Annotated in this window: 10 protein-coding genes; 1 reads left to right on the plus strand and 9 read right to left on the minus strand. The window is 37.2% G+C overall.

Translation table 11 applies throughout. The annotated features are described in order from the left end of the window. Positions 1-62: 62 nt before the first annotated feature. The 7 genes from gyrB to DRF58_RS08845 all read right to left on the minus strand — a co-directional run bounded on the left by gyrB (position 63) and on the right by DRF58_RS08845 (position 12,408). Positions 63-1,997 (minus strand): DNA topoisomerase (ATP-hydrolyzing) subunit B, encoded by a 1,935-nt coding sequence (gyrB, locus tag DRF58_RS08815; protein WP_116034705.1) that lies wholly within the window; start codon positions 1,995-1,997, stop codon positions 63-65. Between the two features lie 244 nt (positions 1,998-2,241). Further along, positions 2,242-3,669, minus strand: coding sequence for a glutamate synthase subunit beta (locus DRF58_RS08820; protein ID WP_116034707.1), 1,428 nt, complete (start codon positions 3,667-3,669; stop codon positions 2,242-2,244). After that, positions 3,669-8,201, minus strand: coding sequence for a glutamate synthase large subunit (gltB, locus tag DRF58_RS08825; protein ID WP_116034709.1), 4,533 nt, complete (start codon positions 8,199-8,201; stop codon positions 3,669-3,671). Before gltB ends, DRF58_RS08820 begins: the two co-directional genes overlap by 1 nt. 544 nt (positions 8,202-8,745) lie before the next feature. Continuing rightward, on the minus strand, positions 8,746-10,446 hold the full coding sequence (lysS, locus tag DRF58_RS08830) for a lysine--tRNA ligase (protein ID WP_116034711.1): 1,701 nt from the start codon (positions 10,444-10,446) through the stop codon (positions 8,746-8,748). A 208-nt stretch (positions 10,447-10,654) separates the two neighbouring features. Then, on the minus strand, positions 10,655-11,086 hold the full coding sequence (locus tag DRF58_RS08835) for a DUF2314 domain-containing protein (RefSeq protein ID WP_116034713.1): 432 nt from the start codon (positions 11,084-11,086) through the stop codon (positions 10,655-10,657). Positions 11,087-11,101: 15 nt separating this feature from the next. Beyond that, positions 11,102-12,025, minus strand: coding sequence for a 23S rRNA (adenine(1618)-N(6))-methyltransferase RlmF (gene rlmF, locus DRF58_RS08840; RefSeq protein WP_168926413.1), 924 nt, complete (start codon positions 12,023-12,025; stop codon positions 11,102-11,104). Next, positions 12,025-12,408 carry a c-type cytochrome gene (locus tag DRF58_RS08845; RefSeq protein WP_116034717.1) on the minus strand — a complete coding sequence of 128 codons (384 nt, stop codon included), beginning with the start codon at positions 12,406-12,408 and terminating at the stop codon, positions 12,025-12,027. The genes rlmF and DRF58_RS08845 overlap by 1 nt, the downstream gene beginning before the upstream one ends. 85 nt (positions 12,409-12,493) lie before the next feature. Here DRF58_RS08845 and dusB point away from each other — a divergent pair, with 85 nt between their 5' ends. Further along, entirely contained in the window at positions 12,494-13,483 is a 990-nt protein-coding gene (dusB, locus tag DRF58_RS08850) for a tRNA dihydrouridine synthase DusB (protein ID WP_116034719.1), read from the plus strand. Between the two features lie 162 nt (positions 13,484-13,645). On the opposite strand, the gene DRF58_RS08855 is transcribed toward dusB, so the two are convergent. Both DRF58_RS08855 and DRF58_RS08860 read right to left on the minus strand, forming a co-directional pair. Next, positions 13,646-15,235: an MFS transporter gene (locus DRF58_RS08855; RefSeq protein ID WP_116034721.1), complete on the minus strand. Its 1,590-nt coding sequence runs from the start codon at positions 15,233-15,235 to the stop codon at positions 13,646-13,648. 105 nt (positions 15,236-15,340) lie between these two features. Then, complete coding sequence (locus DRF58_RS08860; protein ID WP_116034723.1) at positions 15,341-16,459, minus strand: HlyD family secretion protein; 1,119 nt, start codon at positions 16,457-16,459, stop codon at positions 15,341-15,343. Positions 16,460-16,469 lie beyond the last annotated feature (10 nt).

The raw sequence follows: 16,469 nt of genomic DNA on the forward strand, positions 1-16,469 counted from the left end.
TTGATAACAAAAAACCTTCCAAAATTGGAAGGTTTGATTTTTATAATTTTATTTTGAATCAATTAAACATCAATTCTTGCGTAAACCGCATTTTTTTCAATGAATTCTCTTCTCGGCGGAACTTCGTCGCCCATCAACATAGAAAAAGTAGAATCTGCTTCTACGGCATTGTCGATTGCAACTTGTTTCAAGATTCTGTGTTCAGGATTTAGAGTAGTTTCCCAAAGCTGTTCAGGATTCATCTCTCCAAGACCTTTGTAACGCTGAACCTCTACTCCTTTTCCATCTGGTGACATCTCCAGAGTAAACTCTTCACGTTCTTTTTCGTTATAAGCGTAAACTTTTTTGTTTCCTTTTTTCAATAAATATAAAGGCGGTTGAGCGATATAAATGTATCCGTTCTCAATCAATTCTTTCATATATCTGAAGAAGAAAGTCAGAATCAAAGTTGAGATGTGAGAACCATCGATATCAGCATCGGTCATAATCACGATTTTGTGATAACGAAGTTTTGTAATATTCAACGCTTTAGAATCTTCCTCTGTTCCTACAGAAACCCCAAGTGCTGTGTATATATTCTTGATTTCCTCGTTATCATAAACCTTGTGAAGCATTGATTTCTCAACATTCAAAATCTTACCTCTCAATGGAAGAATCGCTTGGAAATGACGGTCACGACCTTGCTTAGCCGTTCCACCTGCGGAATCTCCCTCAACAAGAAAGATTTCAGATTCAGCTGGGTCTTTAGAAGAACAGTCAGATAACTTCCCTGGTAGGCCAGAACCTCCCATTGGAGATTTTCTCTGAACCATTTCACGCGCTTTTTTCGCAGCTTGTCTAGCTTTTGCAGCTAAAACCACTTTTTGTACGATTTGTTTCGCTTCTAATGGATTTTCTTCCAAGAAATTAGTCAACATTTCTCCAACGATTTTATCAACCGCTCCCGAAACTTCTGAGTTTCCTAATTTCGTTTTAGTTTGACCCTCGAACTGAGGCTCCATTACTTTTACAGAAATCACAGCCGTCAAACCTTCACGGAAATCGTCTCCTGTAACTTCAACTTTTTCTTTTGCAGGAAGACCTAATTCATCAGCATATTTCTTAAGAGTTCTTGTCAAAGCTCTTCTAAAACCAGCTAAGTGTGTTCCTCCTTCGTGTGTATTGATATTATTAACATAAGAGTGAAGATTCTCATTGAAAGACGTGTTGTAACGCATTGCCACCTCAACCGGAATATCATCGCGCTCGCCTTCCATAAAGATGACGTTCTCCATAATAGATTCGCGGTTTCCATCGATATACTCAACGAATTCCTTTAAACCACCTTCTGAATGGAAAGTTTCCGATTTGAAAGAGCCATCTTCCAATTTTTCTCTCTCGTCTGTTAAAGTAATCGTGATTCCTTTATTAAGGTAAGACAATTCTCTAAGACGGTTTGCCAATGTATCGTAATTGTAAACTAATTCAGTAAAAATAGAATCATCCGGTTGGAAAAACTGCTTCGTTCCTCTGTAATCGCTGTTTCCGATTTCTTCAACACCTGTTTGCGCTTTCCCTCTTGAATAAACTTGTTGATAGATGTTTCCGTCTCTGTAAACAGTTGTAATCATCTCGTTGGAAAGTGCGTTAACACACGAAACCCCAACACCGTGAAGACCTCCGGAAACTTTGTAAGAATCTTTATCGAACTTTCCACCCGCTCCAATTTTGGTCATTACCACCTCAAGCGCAGATTTCTGTTCTTTCTCGTGAAAATCGACAGGAATACCACGACCGTTATCCATAACTTCTACGGCGTTACCTTCTTTTATCGCGACAGTTATCGTATCACAATATCCTGCCAAAGCCTCATCGATAGAGTTATCCACTACTTCATAAACCAAATGGTGGAGACCTCTGACTCCTACATCACCAATGTACATCGAAGGACGCATACGAACGTGCTCCATTCCTTCCAATGCCTGAATACTACTTGCTGTATATTGTTTTTGACTCATATCATTTAAGATTACAGATGTAAGACACAAGATTTCAGATTATTAACCTTGTGAAAAACATCTCTTTTTTTCTATTAATTAAATATCATTAAAGCTTACAAATATCGTTAAAAAAATCGAGATATGAAAGCCTTAAAATCAGTCAAAAATGACAAGTTTTTAACAGGGATGCTTGGGAATTTTGAATAAAAAAAATCGAACTGTAAAAGCTCGATTTTATAAAATTTAAATATTGATAAAAGTTTTAATTTTTCAAAAACTCATCCACTTTTTTCGCACAATCCCGGCCTTCCGCAATCGCCCAAACAACCAAGCTTTGTCCTTTTCTGGCATCGCCACAAGAGAAATATTTAGTTTGATTGGTTCGGAATTCTTTATTATTTCCAATCAGATTTCCTTTCGGGTCAAGATTAATATCCAAAGCTTCCACCAAACCTTTTTGCTCAACGTGCGTGTAACCTAAAGCGATGAAAGCATAATCACATTCGATAACAAATTCTGAGTTTGGTTTTTCTGTGTAGAGATTCCATTTTCCGTCTGCATCTTTTGTCCATTCAGCTTCCACAAGACGAAGACCCGTAAGATTTCCGTTTTCATCTTTTACAAATTCTTTGGAATTGACAGACCATCTTCTTTCGCAACCTTCTTCGTGAGATGACGTAATCTGCAAAGTCATCGGCATTGTTGGCCAAGGCATAGTTTCGTCTCGTTTTGTAGGTTGCATTGGTTTATAATAAATCTGATAAACAACTTCCGCACCTTGACGATTCGAAGTTCCGATACAATCTGAACCCGTATCTCCACCTCCAATTACAACTACCTTTTTCCCTTTAACATTGAGTTCTTCTTCATTAAAGTCGATTCCGCTAACTTTTTTATTATTCTGAACCAGAAAATCCATTGCGAAATGAACACCTTTCGCATCACGGTTTGGTAACATTAAATCCCGTGGAACTGTACTTCCCAAAGCCAAAACAACCGCATCAAAATTTCTGTTCAATTCCTCGACTGAATAATTGACACCAACATTGACATTAGTTCTAAACTCAACACCTTCCTGTTCCATCCACCGAACGCGACGCTCAACAATATTTTTATCAAGTTTAAAATCTGGAATTCCAAATCTCAACAAACCACCAATTTCAGAATCTCTTTCGAAAACCGTCACCTGATGACCAGCCTGATTCAATTGATAAGCAGAAGCCAAACCAGCAGGACCGGAACCAATAACCGCCACTTTTTTATCCGTTCTGAATTGAGGAACTTTTGGTTTTGCAAATCCTTGTTCAAAAGCGATTTCGATAATATTTTTTTCAATTTCTTCAATCGCAACAGGCAAATTATTAATTCCTAGAACACAGGCTCCTTCGCAAGGTGCAGGACAAATCCGGCCTGTAAATTCAGGGAAATTATTAGTTGAAGTTAAAATACGATAAGCCTTTTCCCATTGCTTTTTATAAACTGCATCATTGAATTCTGGAATCACATTCCCCAACGGACAACCGCTCTGACAAAACGGAACACCACAATCCATACATCTTGCAGACTGCTCTTTCAGGAGCTTTTCAGAAGCTGGTTCATAAAATTCCTTATAATTCTTCAACCTTTCCGAAACCGGAAGCTTCGCAGGCAACTCTCTGTCATATATCAAAAAACCATCTGTCTTTCCCATTATTTCATTACATTTATTTGATTCTCCATTACTTTTTTATATTCACGAGGATAGACTTTTACAAAGTGTTTCAGATTATTTTCAAAATCGCTTAAAAGATATTCCGCCAAAAGGCTTTTGGTCATTTCAAAATGTTCCTGTATCAAGGCAAAAACCAGATTTTTATCCCGATCTGTCAATTGCTCCAAATCCGCCATATCAGGATTGAAATTCTTTTCCAAATCCTTTCTGACATCCCATACATAAGCGATTCCACCACTCATTCCGGCTCCGAAATTCCGTCCGACTCCGCCCAAAATCACCACTGTTCCACCCGTCATATATTCGCAACCGTGGTCGCCAATACCTTCTACGACAGCAATCGCTCCTGAATTACGAACACAGAATCTTTCGCCCGCCATTCCATTAATGAAAACCTTTCCGGAAGTTGCTCCGTACAAAGCCACATTTCCGATAATGCTATTTTCATTAGCTTTAATCACCGCTTCTTCATCCGGAAAAACAGCGAGTTTTGCACCCGACAGACCTTTCCCAAAATAATCATTAGCATCACCCTCCAAAATCATCGTAATTCCTTGGTTACAAAAAGCACCAAAACTTTGTCCTGCCGTTCCTTTAAAATTAAATTTCAAAGCATCTTCTTGCATTCCGTCCGAATGATAGATTTTCGTGAGTTCGTGGGAAAGAATTGTCCCAACTGTTCTGTCAGTATTTTTAATTAAAAAAGAAGCTTCTACTTTTTCGTTATTTTCTAAAGCTGATTGCGACACTTCCAGCATTTCCCAAGACAAAGATTCATCCAAACCACTGTCTTGTTCCTCTGCTTTTACAATTGGTAAATCAGTTTCCATCTTGAAAAGAAGTCCACTCAAATCTATGTTTTGATGTTTCCAGAATTTGATTTCTTTTTTCTTTTCCAGACATTGAGATTGGCCGACCATTTCATCAATCGTTCTAAAACCAAGACTTGCCATTATCTCGCGAACTTCCATCGCTAAAAATGTAAAGTAACTCACCAAATGCTCTGGTTTTCCTGTGAATTTTTTACGCAACTCTTCATTCTGAGTCGCAATCCCAACAGGGCAAGTATTAAGATGACATTTTCTCATCAAGATACAACCTTCAACAATCAAAGCAGATGTTGCAATTCCCCATTCTTCCGCCCCAAGCAACGTTGCCATTACCAAATCACGTCCGGTTTTCATTTGCCCATCAACCTGAACCGTAACTCTTTGTCTTAATTTATTTTTGATTAAAGTCTGATGCGTTTCCGCCAATCCCAATTCCCAAGGCAAACCTGTATGACGAACCGAACTCAAAGGCGAAGCTCCCGTTCCGCCATCATAACCGGAAATCAGAATATGGTCAGCTTTTGCTTTAGCAACGCCAGAGGCAATCGTACCAACTCCGGCCTTCGAAACCAATTTAACAGAAATTCTTGCGTGGCGATTGGCATTTTTCAAATCAAAAATTAACTGCGCCAAATCTTCTATGGAATAAATATCGTGATGAGGAGGCGGCGAAATTAAACCAACGCCCGGCGTAGAATGTCGCGTTTTTCCAATCCAAGAATCCACTTTTTCGCCTGACAATTGCCCACCTTCCCCCGGTTTTGCACCTTGCGCCATTTTGATTTGAAGTTCTTCTGCTTCTGCCAAATATCTCGCTGTTACTCCAAATCTACCTGAAGCAACTTGCTTGATTGATGAACGCAGACTATCGCCGTTTTCATTAATAACATATCTGTTTTCATCTTCGCCACCTTCGCCTGTATTACTTTTTGCACCAATTCTATTCATCGCAATGGCCAAAGTCGTATGAGCTTCCCAAGAAATCGAACCAAAAGACATTGCTCCAGTCGCAAAACGTTTCAGAATATTTTCAATCGGCTCAACTTCCGATAAAGGAATGGATTGACGGTCATTTTTAAACTCCAACAAACCTCTTAACAACGACGCATTTTCGGTTTGACGATTGACCGCTCTAGAATATTTTTTGAATGTTTCGTAATTATCATTCCAAGTTGCCTGTTGCAAAAGATGAATGGATTGAGGATTAAATTGATGATATTCGCTGTCTTTTCTCCATTGATAAATTCCTCCGGAATCTAAAATTCCAAACGCTGAATCATTCTTGAAAGCCTGATAATGTTTCGCTAAAGCTTCTTTCGCAATTTCATCAAAACCAATTCCGTTGATTCTGGAAATCGCTCCGGTAAAGCAAGTATTAACTAAAGGCTTATTAAGACCGATAATCTCAAAAATCTGCGCACCGTGATAAGATTGTAAAGTCGAAATTCCCATCTTTGAAAAAATCTTCAACAATCCGTCTCCAACTGCTTTTTTATAATTGGATTTAAGTTGTTCTAAATCCGCATCCTGCTTGAACTCGCCATCATAAAACATCTGCCTGATACTCGCCAAAGCCAAATAAGGATTAATCGCAGTCGCTCCAAAACCGAGCAAACTTGCAAAATGATGAACCTCCCAAACATCGCCGGCTTCAATCACTAAACCAACTCTTCTGCGAACCCCTTTTCTGATCAAATGATGATGAACAGCCGAACAAGCCAACAAAGAAGGAATCGATGCGTGTTGAGAATCCAAAGACCTGTCGGACAAAATAATCACCTCAAAACCATCTTCCACCGCATCTATCGCATAACGACAAATTCTATCCAAAGCTTTCTTTAAACTTCCTTCTTTCTCATCTGCTTTGAAATATGTATAAATTGTTTTCGACTGAAATTTCCCTGTATCAACACTTCTTAATTTTTCTAATTGTTCATTATTAAGAATCGGATGTTCAAGTTTTATAGAATGAGCAAAGTTTTTATCATCCTCCAAAAGATTTCCATTTCCGCCGATAATAGTAGTCAAAGACATTACCAATTTTTCACGAATTGGGTCGATTGGCGGATTCGTAACCTGCGCAAATAATTGTTTGAAATAAGAACTGAAATGCTGTGGTTTTTCACTCAAAACTGCCAACGGTGCATCAAATCCCATCGCACCAATCGGTTCTTTACCGTGAACCGCCATTTCTTTAATGACTTTATCCAAATCTTCTCTTGAATAACCAAACGCTTTCTGATATTTAAAAATATCTTCGGATTGTAATTTATTAAATCTGATTTTCGGACTTGGTAATTCCTTCAGATTGATATTCATTTTATCCAGCCAATCACGATAAGGTTTTGATGTACAAATTTCTTTTTTTAGTTCGTCATCGCTAACGATAACACCTTTTTTCATATCAACCAAGAACATTTTTCCCGGCTGAAGACGACCTCTTTTGATGACATTTTTTGGATTGACAGGCAAAGCTCCCGATTCCGAAGCCATAATCACCAAATCGTCCGAGGTCACGCAATATCTCGAAGGCCGAAGTCCGTTTCTATCCAAAGTCGCGCCAATCATTTCGCCATCCGTAAAAGAAATAGAAGCAGGACCATCCCAAGGTTCCATCATACAAGCGTGGAACTCATAGAAATCCTTTTTGTAATCTTCCATTTGTTTGTTTCCGTCCCAAGCTTCGGGAATCAACATCATCATCGTATGAGGCAAAGAGCGACCAGAATGATAAAGCAATTCTACCATATTATCGAGATAGGAAGAATCGGATTGATTCGGTTTTGTCAATGGCAAAATCATATCCATTTCCTGAGGTGTAAAATTGGGATTTGAAAAAGTTTTTTCTGAAGATTTTAGCCAATTGAGATTTCCACCGATTGTATTGATTTCGCCATTATGCGCTAGAAATCGAAACGGTTGCGCCAAACTCCAAGTCGGAGATGTATTGGTCGCAAAACGGGAATGAATCATCCCAAACGCAGAACGTGTTTTAGGATTCGTCAAATCTTTGAAGTAATTACGAATCTGAACAGAACGCAATTGTCCTTTGTAAATCAACTTCTTACAAGAAAACGAAGCCACATAAAAACCAATCGGGTCATTGCTCGTCACACTTGTAATCTGATGTGAAATATAATTGCGAAAAACAAACAGTTTTCGTTCAAAATCTTTATCCGTTTCCACATCAAAAGGACGTTCCACAAAAAGCATTTCCATTACAGGTTCAACACTTTTTGCCAAATCTCCCAAGTCTATGTTATTGACTGGAACCGGCCGATAACCCAAAATCTTAAGCCCCAGTTTATCTGCAGACTGCGCTATAATCTCTTTGCACTCTTCGCGGATAAAATTATTCTGAGGAAAAAATAACATTCCAACGCCATAAAAATTAGGATCTGGCAAATCAAAACCGAAATTGAGCGCTTCATCATACAACAACTCGTGCGGAATCTGAATCTGCAAACCCGCACCATCACCCGTATTACTTTCGTAACCAGTTGCGCCGCGATGCTCCATATTTTCGAGCATCGTTATAGCGTCGCTGACGATTTTGAAACTTTTGATTCCTTTTATATTAGCCACAAAGCCGACTCCGCAGGAATCGAATTCTGTTTCGGGTAAATAAAGTCCTTGATTTTTGGGAATGGATTTTTGGGAAATTTTCCTTGCTCTTTTCATCTACATCAATTTTGGATACTAACAAACTTAATGAAAAAAGAGTCAAAAATGATTTTAAATTACCGAATCAGCAATTACAAAAACCATAAATAAGATTTAAAACAAATAAAACATCTTTTATTTGCTAATAATTTACATTAATTTAATATTGAATAATTATTCGTTAAAATTAAATTAATATTAAAAACACATAAAATATTAACAATCAGACCATTAGTTAAAATCAACATTTCAATTAGGCTCGAAAAAGATTGAAAACAAATCTAATTTTTCTAAAAACCCAGCAAAGTCTAAAATTTAGCAGATAAAATAAAAACACCCCTAAAAAATTTAGGGGTGCAATATTTTAAAACACAATTTCAAGTGAAACTAGATTATATTTTCATATAATAATCAACTTGAAACCATTTTTAATTATTTAGAAAGTAAAATCGAAAGACAAAATTCAATTTTAATAATTCCGTAACAAAAACTAAAATTACTTAAACAATCAATAAAATAAGTTTTATTTTGAATAGTTTTCGATAGCAATTTTAAGAAAACGTTAAATCAATTTCATTAATAAAACCTCATCAATTTTCTCCACTTTCACCAAATTATTTTTAGTTAAAGTTTTAGAAGCTTTGTCCCATTTTTTTCCTGAAAGCTGAGAACGTATTTTAACTTCATTCAGTTCCAATGCATCTTCTTGAGAATTAAGGATTTCAAGAATTACCTTTTCATCTTCTCCTAATTCAACCGTTGGTGCTTTTTTCTCAGGTCTCATTTGCGGGAAGAATAGAACCTCCTGGATGCTCGGATTATTCGTTAAGAACATAATCAAACGGTCCATCCCGATTCCAAGACCAGAAGTTGGCGGCATTCCGTATTCTAAAGCTCTAAGGAAGTCTTCGTCAATAAATTGTCCAGCTTCGTCGTCACCTTTTTCTGACAATAATAATTGATGTTCAAAACGTTGTCTTTGGTCAATCGGGTCATTCAACTCAGAATAAGCATTCGCGATTTCTTTTCCGCAAACCATCAATTCGAAACGCTCTGTCAAACCTTCCTGACTTCTGTGTTTTTTGGTCAAAGGCGACATCTCAACAGGATAATCTGTGATGAAAGTTGGCTGAATGAAGTTTCCTTCACACTTTTCTCCGAAAATCTCATCAATCAATTTTCCTTTACCCATCGTTTCATCCACCTCGATTCCGATAGATTTTGCGAAGTCGAATAGCTCCTGCTCAGATTTTCCAGTGATATCAAAACCTGTATATTTCTGAATCGCTTCCGTCATAGAAACTCTTGGATAAGGTGCTTTCCAGTTGATGGTGTGCTCTCCGAAAATAGACTCAGAAGTTCCGTTAACCGAAGTCGCGCAGAATTCCAACAATTTTTCTGTGAAATCCATCATCCAGTTGTAATCTTTGTAAGCCACATAGATTTCCATCGCCGTGAATTCAGGATTGTGAGTTCTGTCCATTCCTTCATTTCTGAAGTTTTTTGAGAATTCATAAACACCGTCAAATCCACCAACAATCAATCTTTTCAAATATAATTCGTTAGCAATTCTAAGATATAAAGGAATATCTAAAGCATTATGATGGGTAATGAATGGTCTCGCTGCCGCCCCACCAGGAATCGATTGCAAGATTGGCGTTTCAACTTCGAAATATCCCGCATCATTGAAGAACGTTCTCATCGCATTGAACAATTTTGTTCTTTTCACGAAGATTTCTTTCACGTGAGGATTCACGACCAAATCTGCATAACGCTGTCTGTAACGTAATTCTGCATCCGTAAAACCATCAAAAACGTTTCCATCAGCATCAACTTTTGGAAGTGGAAGCGGGCGAAGAGACTTTGTCAGCAAAGTGAAATTTCTCACCATTACTGTCATCTCTCCAACCTGAGTTTTGAATAATTCACCTTCGATGCCGATGATATCACCAATGTCAAGAAGATGTTTGTAAACCTCGTTGTATAAAGTTTTGTCTTCACCAGTACAGATCTCGTCTCGGTTAAAATAAACCTGAATTCTGCCTTCAGAATCCTGCAACTCTGCAAAACTCGCCTTCCCTTGAATTCTTCTGGACATCAGTCTTCCAGCAATCACCACCTTCTTCCCTTCTTCGAAATCCTGTTTTATAGATTTGGTGGAATCGGTGATTTTGTATTCAGCGGCTGGGAATGCATCGATCCCCAAATCGGTCAATTTCTGTAGTTTCTCGCGACGGATAATTTCCTGTTCTGATAATGACATTTTAATTCAATTTTTTCGAATTGCAAAAATAGTGATTTTTATAGGTTTATGGAAGTTAAATTTTAATCAACCAAAAATCGGAGTCAAAAGGTGTAAAAGCTCTTTTATTAGATTTAATTTAAACGCAAAGAGCGCAAGGTTTTTTTTGAAATTATTGAAGATATTTTAAGGTTCGCAAAGGCGCTTTGCTCAGCAAAATTTAGAATAATTAATCAATGGAAAGAATAAATTCTTTGTCAAATTTTTCTTTTTCTAATTGTGACATTCGATTACGTATAACCCTAATTGTAAAACCTCCCAATAGCTTTCCTTTTTTCGAAAACATCCAATCAGAAATTTTATCTTTTTCGATTTTAACTTTATCAGTTAATTTTATGTCTATTACCGAATTGGGTAGATTATCAATAATCCCAAAATAATCATCATCTATCTTTTCAATATTAACAGCCCAAATATGCTCCAATTTATTATTAATATCATAACGAATCTTTAAAGCAAAGTTTTCATTCTCTGAAAATTTCAACGCTTCATCAAAATCTATTAAAGTTTTATTTGCCAATTCAATAGCAGAATTCATTTCTTTATCGTCTTCACTCAAAGAAAAAATTATTGGTTCTTCGCCTCTTTGTATTCTATCCATTTTGAAAATATTTATTTAAAACCAATCTTTCCTTCTTTCTTTTGGCACAAACGTCCAAGCTAAAATCCTGCTGATTTTCTGACCTTGCGCCATATCTATAGTTTTGAATTCCGGCACGTTGAGGTTTTTGAGAAGTGTTGTCAGCTGATGCAGATTGTCTTTTTTGGAAACCAAACTCGTGAACCAAAGAACTTGTGATGAAAACTGAACACTTTCATTAATCATATTTTTGATGAAAGCCATTTCGCCACCTTCGCACCACAATTCCGACGCGTTGCCACTGAAATTGAGATTAGTTTTCTCTACCTTCTTTTTTCTGAGATTATTATTCTTTCTCCGATTTCCGAGAATCGCATCTTCTTCCGATTCGTGAAAAGGCGGATTGCACATCGAGAAAGTGAAACGGTCTTTCGACAAAATGATATTTTTAAAAATCAAATCAGAATCGGGTTGAAATTTAAGTTGGATATTTTCTTTTAAATCGGAATTGCGTTCTAAAATCTTTTGAGCATTATCCAGAGAATCTTGATTGATATCCGTTCCCAACATTTCCCAGCCATAAGAATAATTGGCAATCAAAGGATAAACGAGATTGGCTCCTGTTCCAATATCCAAACCTTTGACCGAAGTTCCAATTGGAATTTCGCCATTGTCGCTCGCCAACAAATCTGCCAAATAATGAACATAATCTGCTCTACCAGGAATCGGTGGACAAAGATTACCTTCCGGAATATCCCAATCTTTGACATTGTAATATTTCAGAAGCAAGGCTTTATTCAATAATCTAACCGCTTTCGGAATACTGAAATTAATCGTCAAAGTATCGTAATCATTTTTGAAAACGTAATGTTTGAGTTCTGGAACTGAGACAATCAATTCTTCAAAATCATAAGAATTGCGATGGAGATTTCTTGGATGAAGACTGGATTTTTCAGACATTATTTTTCTTTCAAAGAGAGAATATATTGCGCCATAAACTTCGCATTTTCTTTACTGAATCCGTGAGCTGGCATCGGAACATCGCCCCAAACTCCAGAGCTTCCTTTAAGAATTTTATCCGCCAGCATTTCTACATTTTCTGGTGTATTTTCATATTTAGCAGCAACCTCTTTATAAGAGGGACCAATCATTTTTTCATCTAATTTATGACAACCGAGACAGTCCGACCCCTCAATTAAAGATTGTCCTTCTGCAATTGGATCTGTTACAACTTTTGGAGCTGGTTCTGGTTCAGAAGTCGTTAAATCTTTATTACCAGAATTTTCATTTTTGGAACAAGAAAATATTACAGTTAAAACAACTGTTAGAAATACTCTTTTCATATTGATTATTATATTACAAATTTATTAAATAAGGAATTAAGACTGATTTTAAATTAGTACGAATAGGAATTATTATCTTTGCAGAATGGTAAAAATTGGCAACATAGAACTTCCTGACTTTCCACTTTTGTTGGCACCAATGGAAGATGTAAGTGATCCACCGTTCAGAAAATTGTGTAAAATGCACGGCGCAGACTTGATGTATTCGGAGTTTATTTCTTCGGAAGGACTGATTCGTGATGCGATTAAGAGTAGAAAAAAGCTTGATATTTTCGATTACGAGAGACCGGTTGGAATCCAAATTTTTGGTGGAGATGAAGAAGCAATGGCAATGTCTGCAAGAATTGTGGAGACTGTGGAGCCAGATTTGGTGGATATTAATTTCGGTTGTCCTGTAAAAAAAGTCGTTTGCAAAGGAGCTGGAGCTGGTGTTTTGAAAGATATTGACTTGATGGTCAGATTAACAAAAGCTGTAGTGAGTTCTACACATTTGCCAGTAACTGTAAAAACAAGATTAGGTTGGGATAATGATTCAATCAATATTGATGAAGTTGCTGAAAGGTTGCAGGATGTTGGAATCAAAGCCTTAACCATCCACGCAAGAACACGTGCTCAAATGTACAAAGGCGAAGCAGATTGGGAACACATCTCAAGAATCAAAAATAATCCAAATATCGAAATTCCGATTTTTGGGAACGGCGATATTGATTCTCCACAAAAAGCTCTGGAATATAAAAACAAATATAGTTGTGATGGCGTGATGATTGGTCGTGGCGCGATTGGTTATCCTTGGATTTTCAACGAAATCAAACATTTTTTTGAGACTGGAGAAATCTTACCTGAACCAACCATTGCTGAAAGATTGGAAGCAGTGAAAAACCACGCACTTTGGTCTGTAGAATGGAAAGGCGAACGTCCCGGAATTGTGGAAATGAGACAACATTATAGCAATTATTTCCGTGGAATTCCACATTTCAAAGAATTCAAGACTAAGTTTTTGCAGGCTTTAACTCTTGAACAAATTGATGAAATCATCGAAGAGACGAAGCATTTTTATCAAGAAAATATGTTTTAGATAATCATTCATATAAAAAACAAAAACCCTTTCTGAGTTTAAAACTTTGAAAGGGTTTTTCTTTTCATATTGAAGTCCAAAAATGAATTAGCCAAAATTAGTAAAAAGCAAAGCCCCGCTTTGAAAACAAAACAGGACTTCACAGGTAAAAACAAGGTTTCTTTATACCGCAGAACCTACGCCGTCTTTCAGGCTTTCTGCGAGTTTTTTTCTTTCTCTTAAACGTCTTCGGGCGACAACAGATTTACCGCCAAAAACTCTGACCAATTTGTCTAAAGTGAATCTCGGATATCCGAAATGGTGCGTCATTACAAAAACTAACACTCCAAAACCGGCAAGAATAATGTAGCCAAAAAGTTTTTTGCTGGCAATAATCATTGCGTTTAGTTGGATGGCTTTCATGGTGAGATTAGGTTGTGCACTCAGTGTCATTCCATCCATATAAACGGCTAAATCACCTAAGCTTTCGATTTGAAACTGATACTGAGTCCATGAAAATAAGGCAGAGAAAAAACCAGTCGTTACGAAAGTTCTCCACAACAGAAATAAACCAATCGCAGGCAACATTTGGCTAATATCAATTTTATCTAAAGCATAATACCAAACCGAAATGTAAAGTGCCACCATCCCAAATCCTTTCAAAATCATTGGAAAATACCAGCTTTCGTAATTAAACTCCAGTACCATCGAAAAGTACATAATGATACAATACGCCACCATCGCCGAGAAGCCAAAGAAGATAAAGAGTTTCAGTTTTTTTTCTTTTTTAAACCAATACACCGCAAGCGCTCCCGCTGCAATCATTCCTGGAATCATCATCAGATTGACTTTTGCATTCGTTAATTGGTCGTAACCCAAAACCCCGATTGTGAAAATATTCTGAATAATCGCCGTTGCCATAAACATTCCTAAACACAACAAGAGGAAAAGCCCGACCTGTACGTTGTTTCTGGAGAATATTTCAAATGACAAATAAGGTCTCTTGAGAGTAAACTGACGAACGACCATCAAAGCAAAACTCACAAAAGCGGCAATACTTGCGTTGAGAATATTTTTAGAATGAAACCAATCCTGCTGTTTTCCAAATGAAAAAACATACGCCGAAAACATAAAAGTAGAGATAAACAGAAGAATACTCAGCCAGTCGATATAATGCAGAGGAACTTTTAGGGCAAAATATTTATCGTGCATTACCATCCAACAAATCATCGCTACAACGAAACACAGAATCGACACGAAAATGAGGAACTGTCGCCAATTGTACTCAATCGAAAAGTCGGTTGCATAATAATTGGCAACTTGCGTAATCACTAGAATAAAAGTATAAAAAACGCCATAGAAAACACCTCTACCTCCCATCATTGCCATCAACGGTAGAAATACCTCGATGGTAATAAACGTTTTACAGAAACCTAAAATAAGAGACACAAATACAATCACCATCGGCTCTGAACTCGTCGCATTAATATAACTTAAAATCCCCAATATCAAGAGTAAAATCACAACTTTATCCCGTACTTTGAAACGCATTTTAGCCCGCAAAACGATAGGCATCGCCGCTCCCATCCCAACCGTTGTGGCATAGTTTGCCCACATAAAATATTCGCTCATCACTCCGGTATCTCCTACCATATAGCTTAAACTTCCCGTATAAACCCCACTTATTGGCATAGCAATAAGCGTCAAAAGAAAGATCACAAAAAGCTGTAACGGCTTCGGAACCCAGTGGCTGAAAAGACCTTGATTGTACATAATTTTTCTTGACTAATAGATGATAGACTGATAGACAATAGACAATTTGAATTTTTGATAGATTAAAATTTTAATAAAGAAAAAAATCTATAATCTATTCGTCTATTATCTTCTAGTCTCTTTAATAGAAACATTCATATTCATCCCCGCGCTCAGTTTCGCTACATCTTCTTTTTTGTTGGAATCTGTAAACTCGATTCTTACGGGAATTCTCTGCTGAACTTTGATGAAGTTCCCTGTTGAATTGTCTGTCGGAACGCTTGAGTATCTTGAACCGGTGGCAGCAGAAACTGCGGTAACGATTCCTTCAAAAGATTTTCCGCCTAAAGCATCCGCTGTCATTGTCATCTTCTCTCCTATTTTTACATTCGGCATCTGGCTTTCTAGGAAATTGGCAGTAACCCATTTTTGATTATTTAAAACAATCGTTCCCACCTGTTGTCCCGGCTGTATCAACTGACCTTCAGAAATCAATCTTCTTCCCATCACACCGTCGTAAGGTGCAGTGATTACGGTGTAAGAAAGATTAATTTTCGCCATATCCAAAGCCGCTTTTGTTCTCTTGATTTCCGCATCGTTGATTCCTAATTTGCTTTTTACTTCAGTGGTCGAAAGATTAGCAGACTGTTTTTGGTTGACTAATGTTTCGTACGCTGCTTTTTGGGCATCATATTCGGTTTTCATTTGATCAAATTGTTGTCTGGTAACGGCTTCTGAAGCTAAAAGATTTTTGTATCGGTTTAAGTTCTGTTCAGCATTCCAAAGTCGGGCTTTTGCTCCGGCAATGTTAGATTCCATCACACTTACATTATTCGAAACAGTATTTACAGATGAACTGGTTGCTGACCTTTGAGCCAAAGCATTCTGATATGCTGCTTCTGCCTGACCAAGTTGGGTGAGGATTTCTCTTTCGTCTAAAACGACCAAAGTGTCTCCTTTTTTTACCTGTTGATGTTCGATGAATTTAATTTCTTTAATATAAGCCGAAACTCTTGTGTTGATAGGGTTAATAAACTCTTCCACCTGAGCTGCTTCAGTGTAAGTCTTATCTCCAATGTGAAAATATTCTCTCACCAACCACCACAAACCGAAACCAATTACAGCAAAAACAATCACGTTTGAGATGATGGCTCTTATTTTATTCTTTCTATTTTGTTTTTTCTTAGCTTCTGCACTTGAAACTGCAGGCTTTTTATCTTGAGTATTTTGTTCCTTGTTTTCCATTATCTTGATT

The sequence above is a fragment of the Epilithonimonas hispanica genome, assembly GCF_003385395.1.
GTDB lineage: Bacteria > Bacteroidota > Bacteroidia > Flavobacteriales > Weeksellaceae > Epilithonimonas > Epilithonimonas hispanica.

Coding starts and splice junctions, on each gene's coding strand:
- gyrB (WP_116034705.1), bottom strand. CDS start 1,997: ATGAGTCAAAAACAATATACAGCAAGTAGTATTCAGGCATTGGAAGGA.
- DRF58_RS08820 (WP_116034707.1), bottom strand. CDS start 3,669: ATGGGAAAGACAGATGGTTTTTTGATATATGACAGAGAGTTGCCTGCG.
- gltB (WP_116034709.1), bottom strand. CDS start 8,201: ATGAAAAGAGCAAGGAAAATTTCCCAAAAATCCATTCCCAAAAATCAA.
- lysS (WP_116034711.1), bottom strand. CDS start 10,446: ATGTCATTATCAGAACAGGAAATTATCCGTCGCGAGAAACTACAGAAA.
- DRF58_RS08835 (WP_116034713.1), bottom strand. CDS start 11,086: ATGGATAGAATACAAAGAGGCGAAGAACCAATAATTTTTTCTTTGAGT.
- rlmF (WP_168926413.1), bottom strand. CDS start 12,025: ATGTCTGAAAAATCCAGTCTTCATCCAAGAAATCTCCATCGCAATTCT.
- DRF58_RS08845 (WP_116034717.1), bottom strand. CDS start 12,408: ATGAAAAGAGTATTTCTAACAGTTGTTTTAACTGTAATATTTTCTTGT.
- dusB (WP_116034719.1), top strand. CDS start 12,494: ATGGTAAAAATTGGCAACATAGAACTTCCTGACTTTCCACTTTTGTTG.
- DRF58_RS08855 (WP_116034721.1), bottom strand. CDS start 15,235: ATGTACAATCAAGGTCTTTTCAGCCACTGGGTTCCGAAGCCGTTACAG.
- DRF58_RS08860 (WP_116034723.1), bottom strand. CDS start 16,459: ATGGAAAACAAGGAACAAAATACTCAAGATAAAAAGCCTGCAGTTTCA.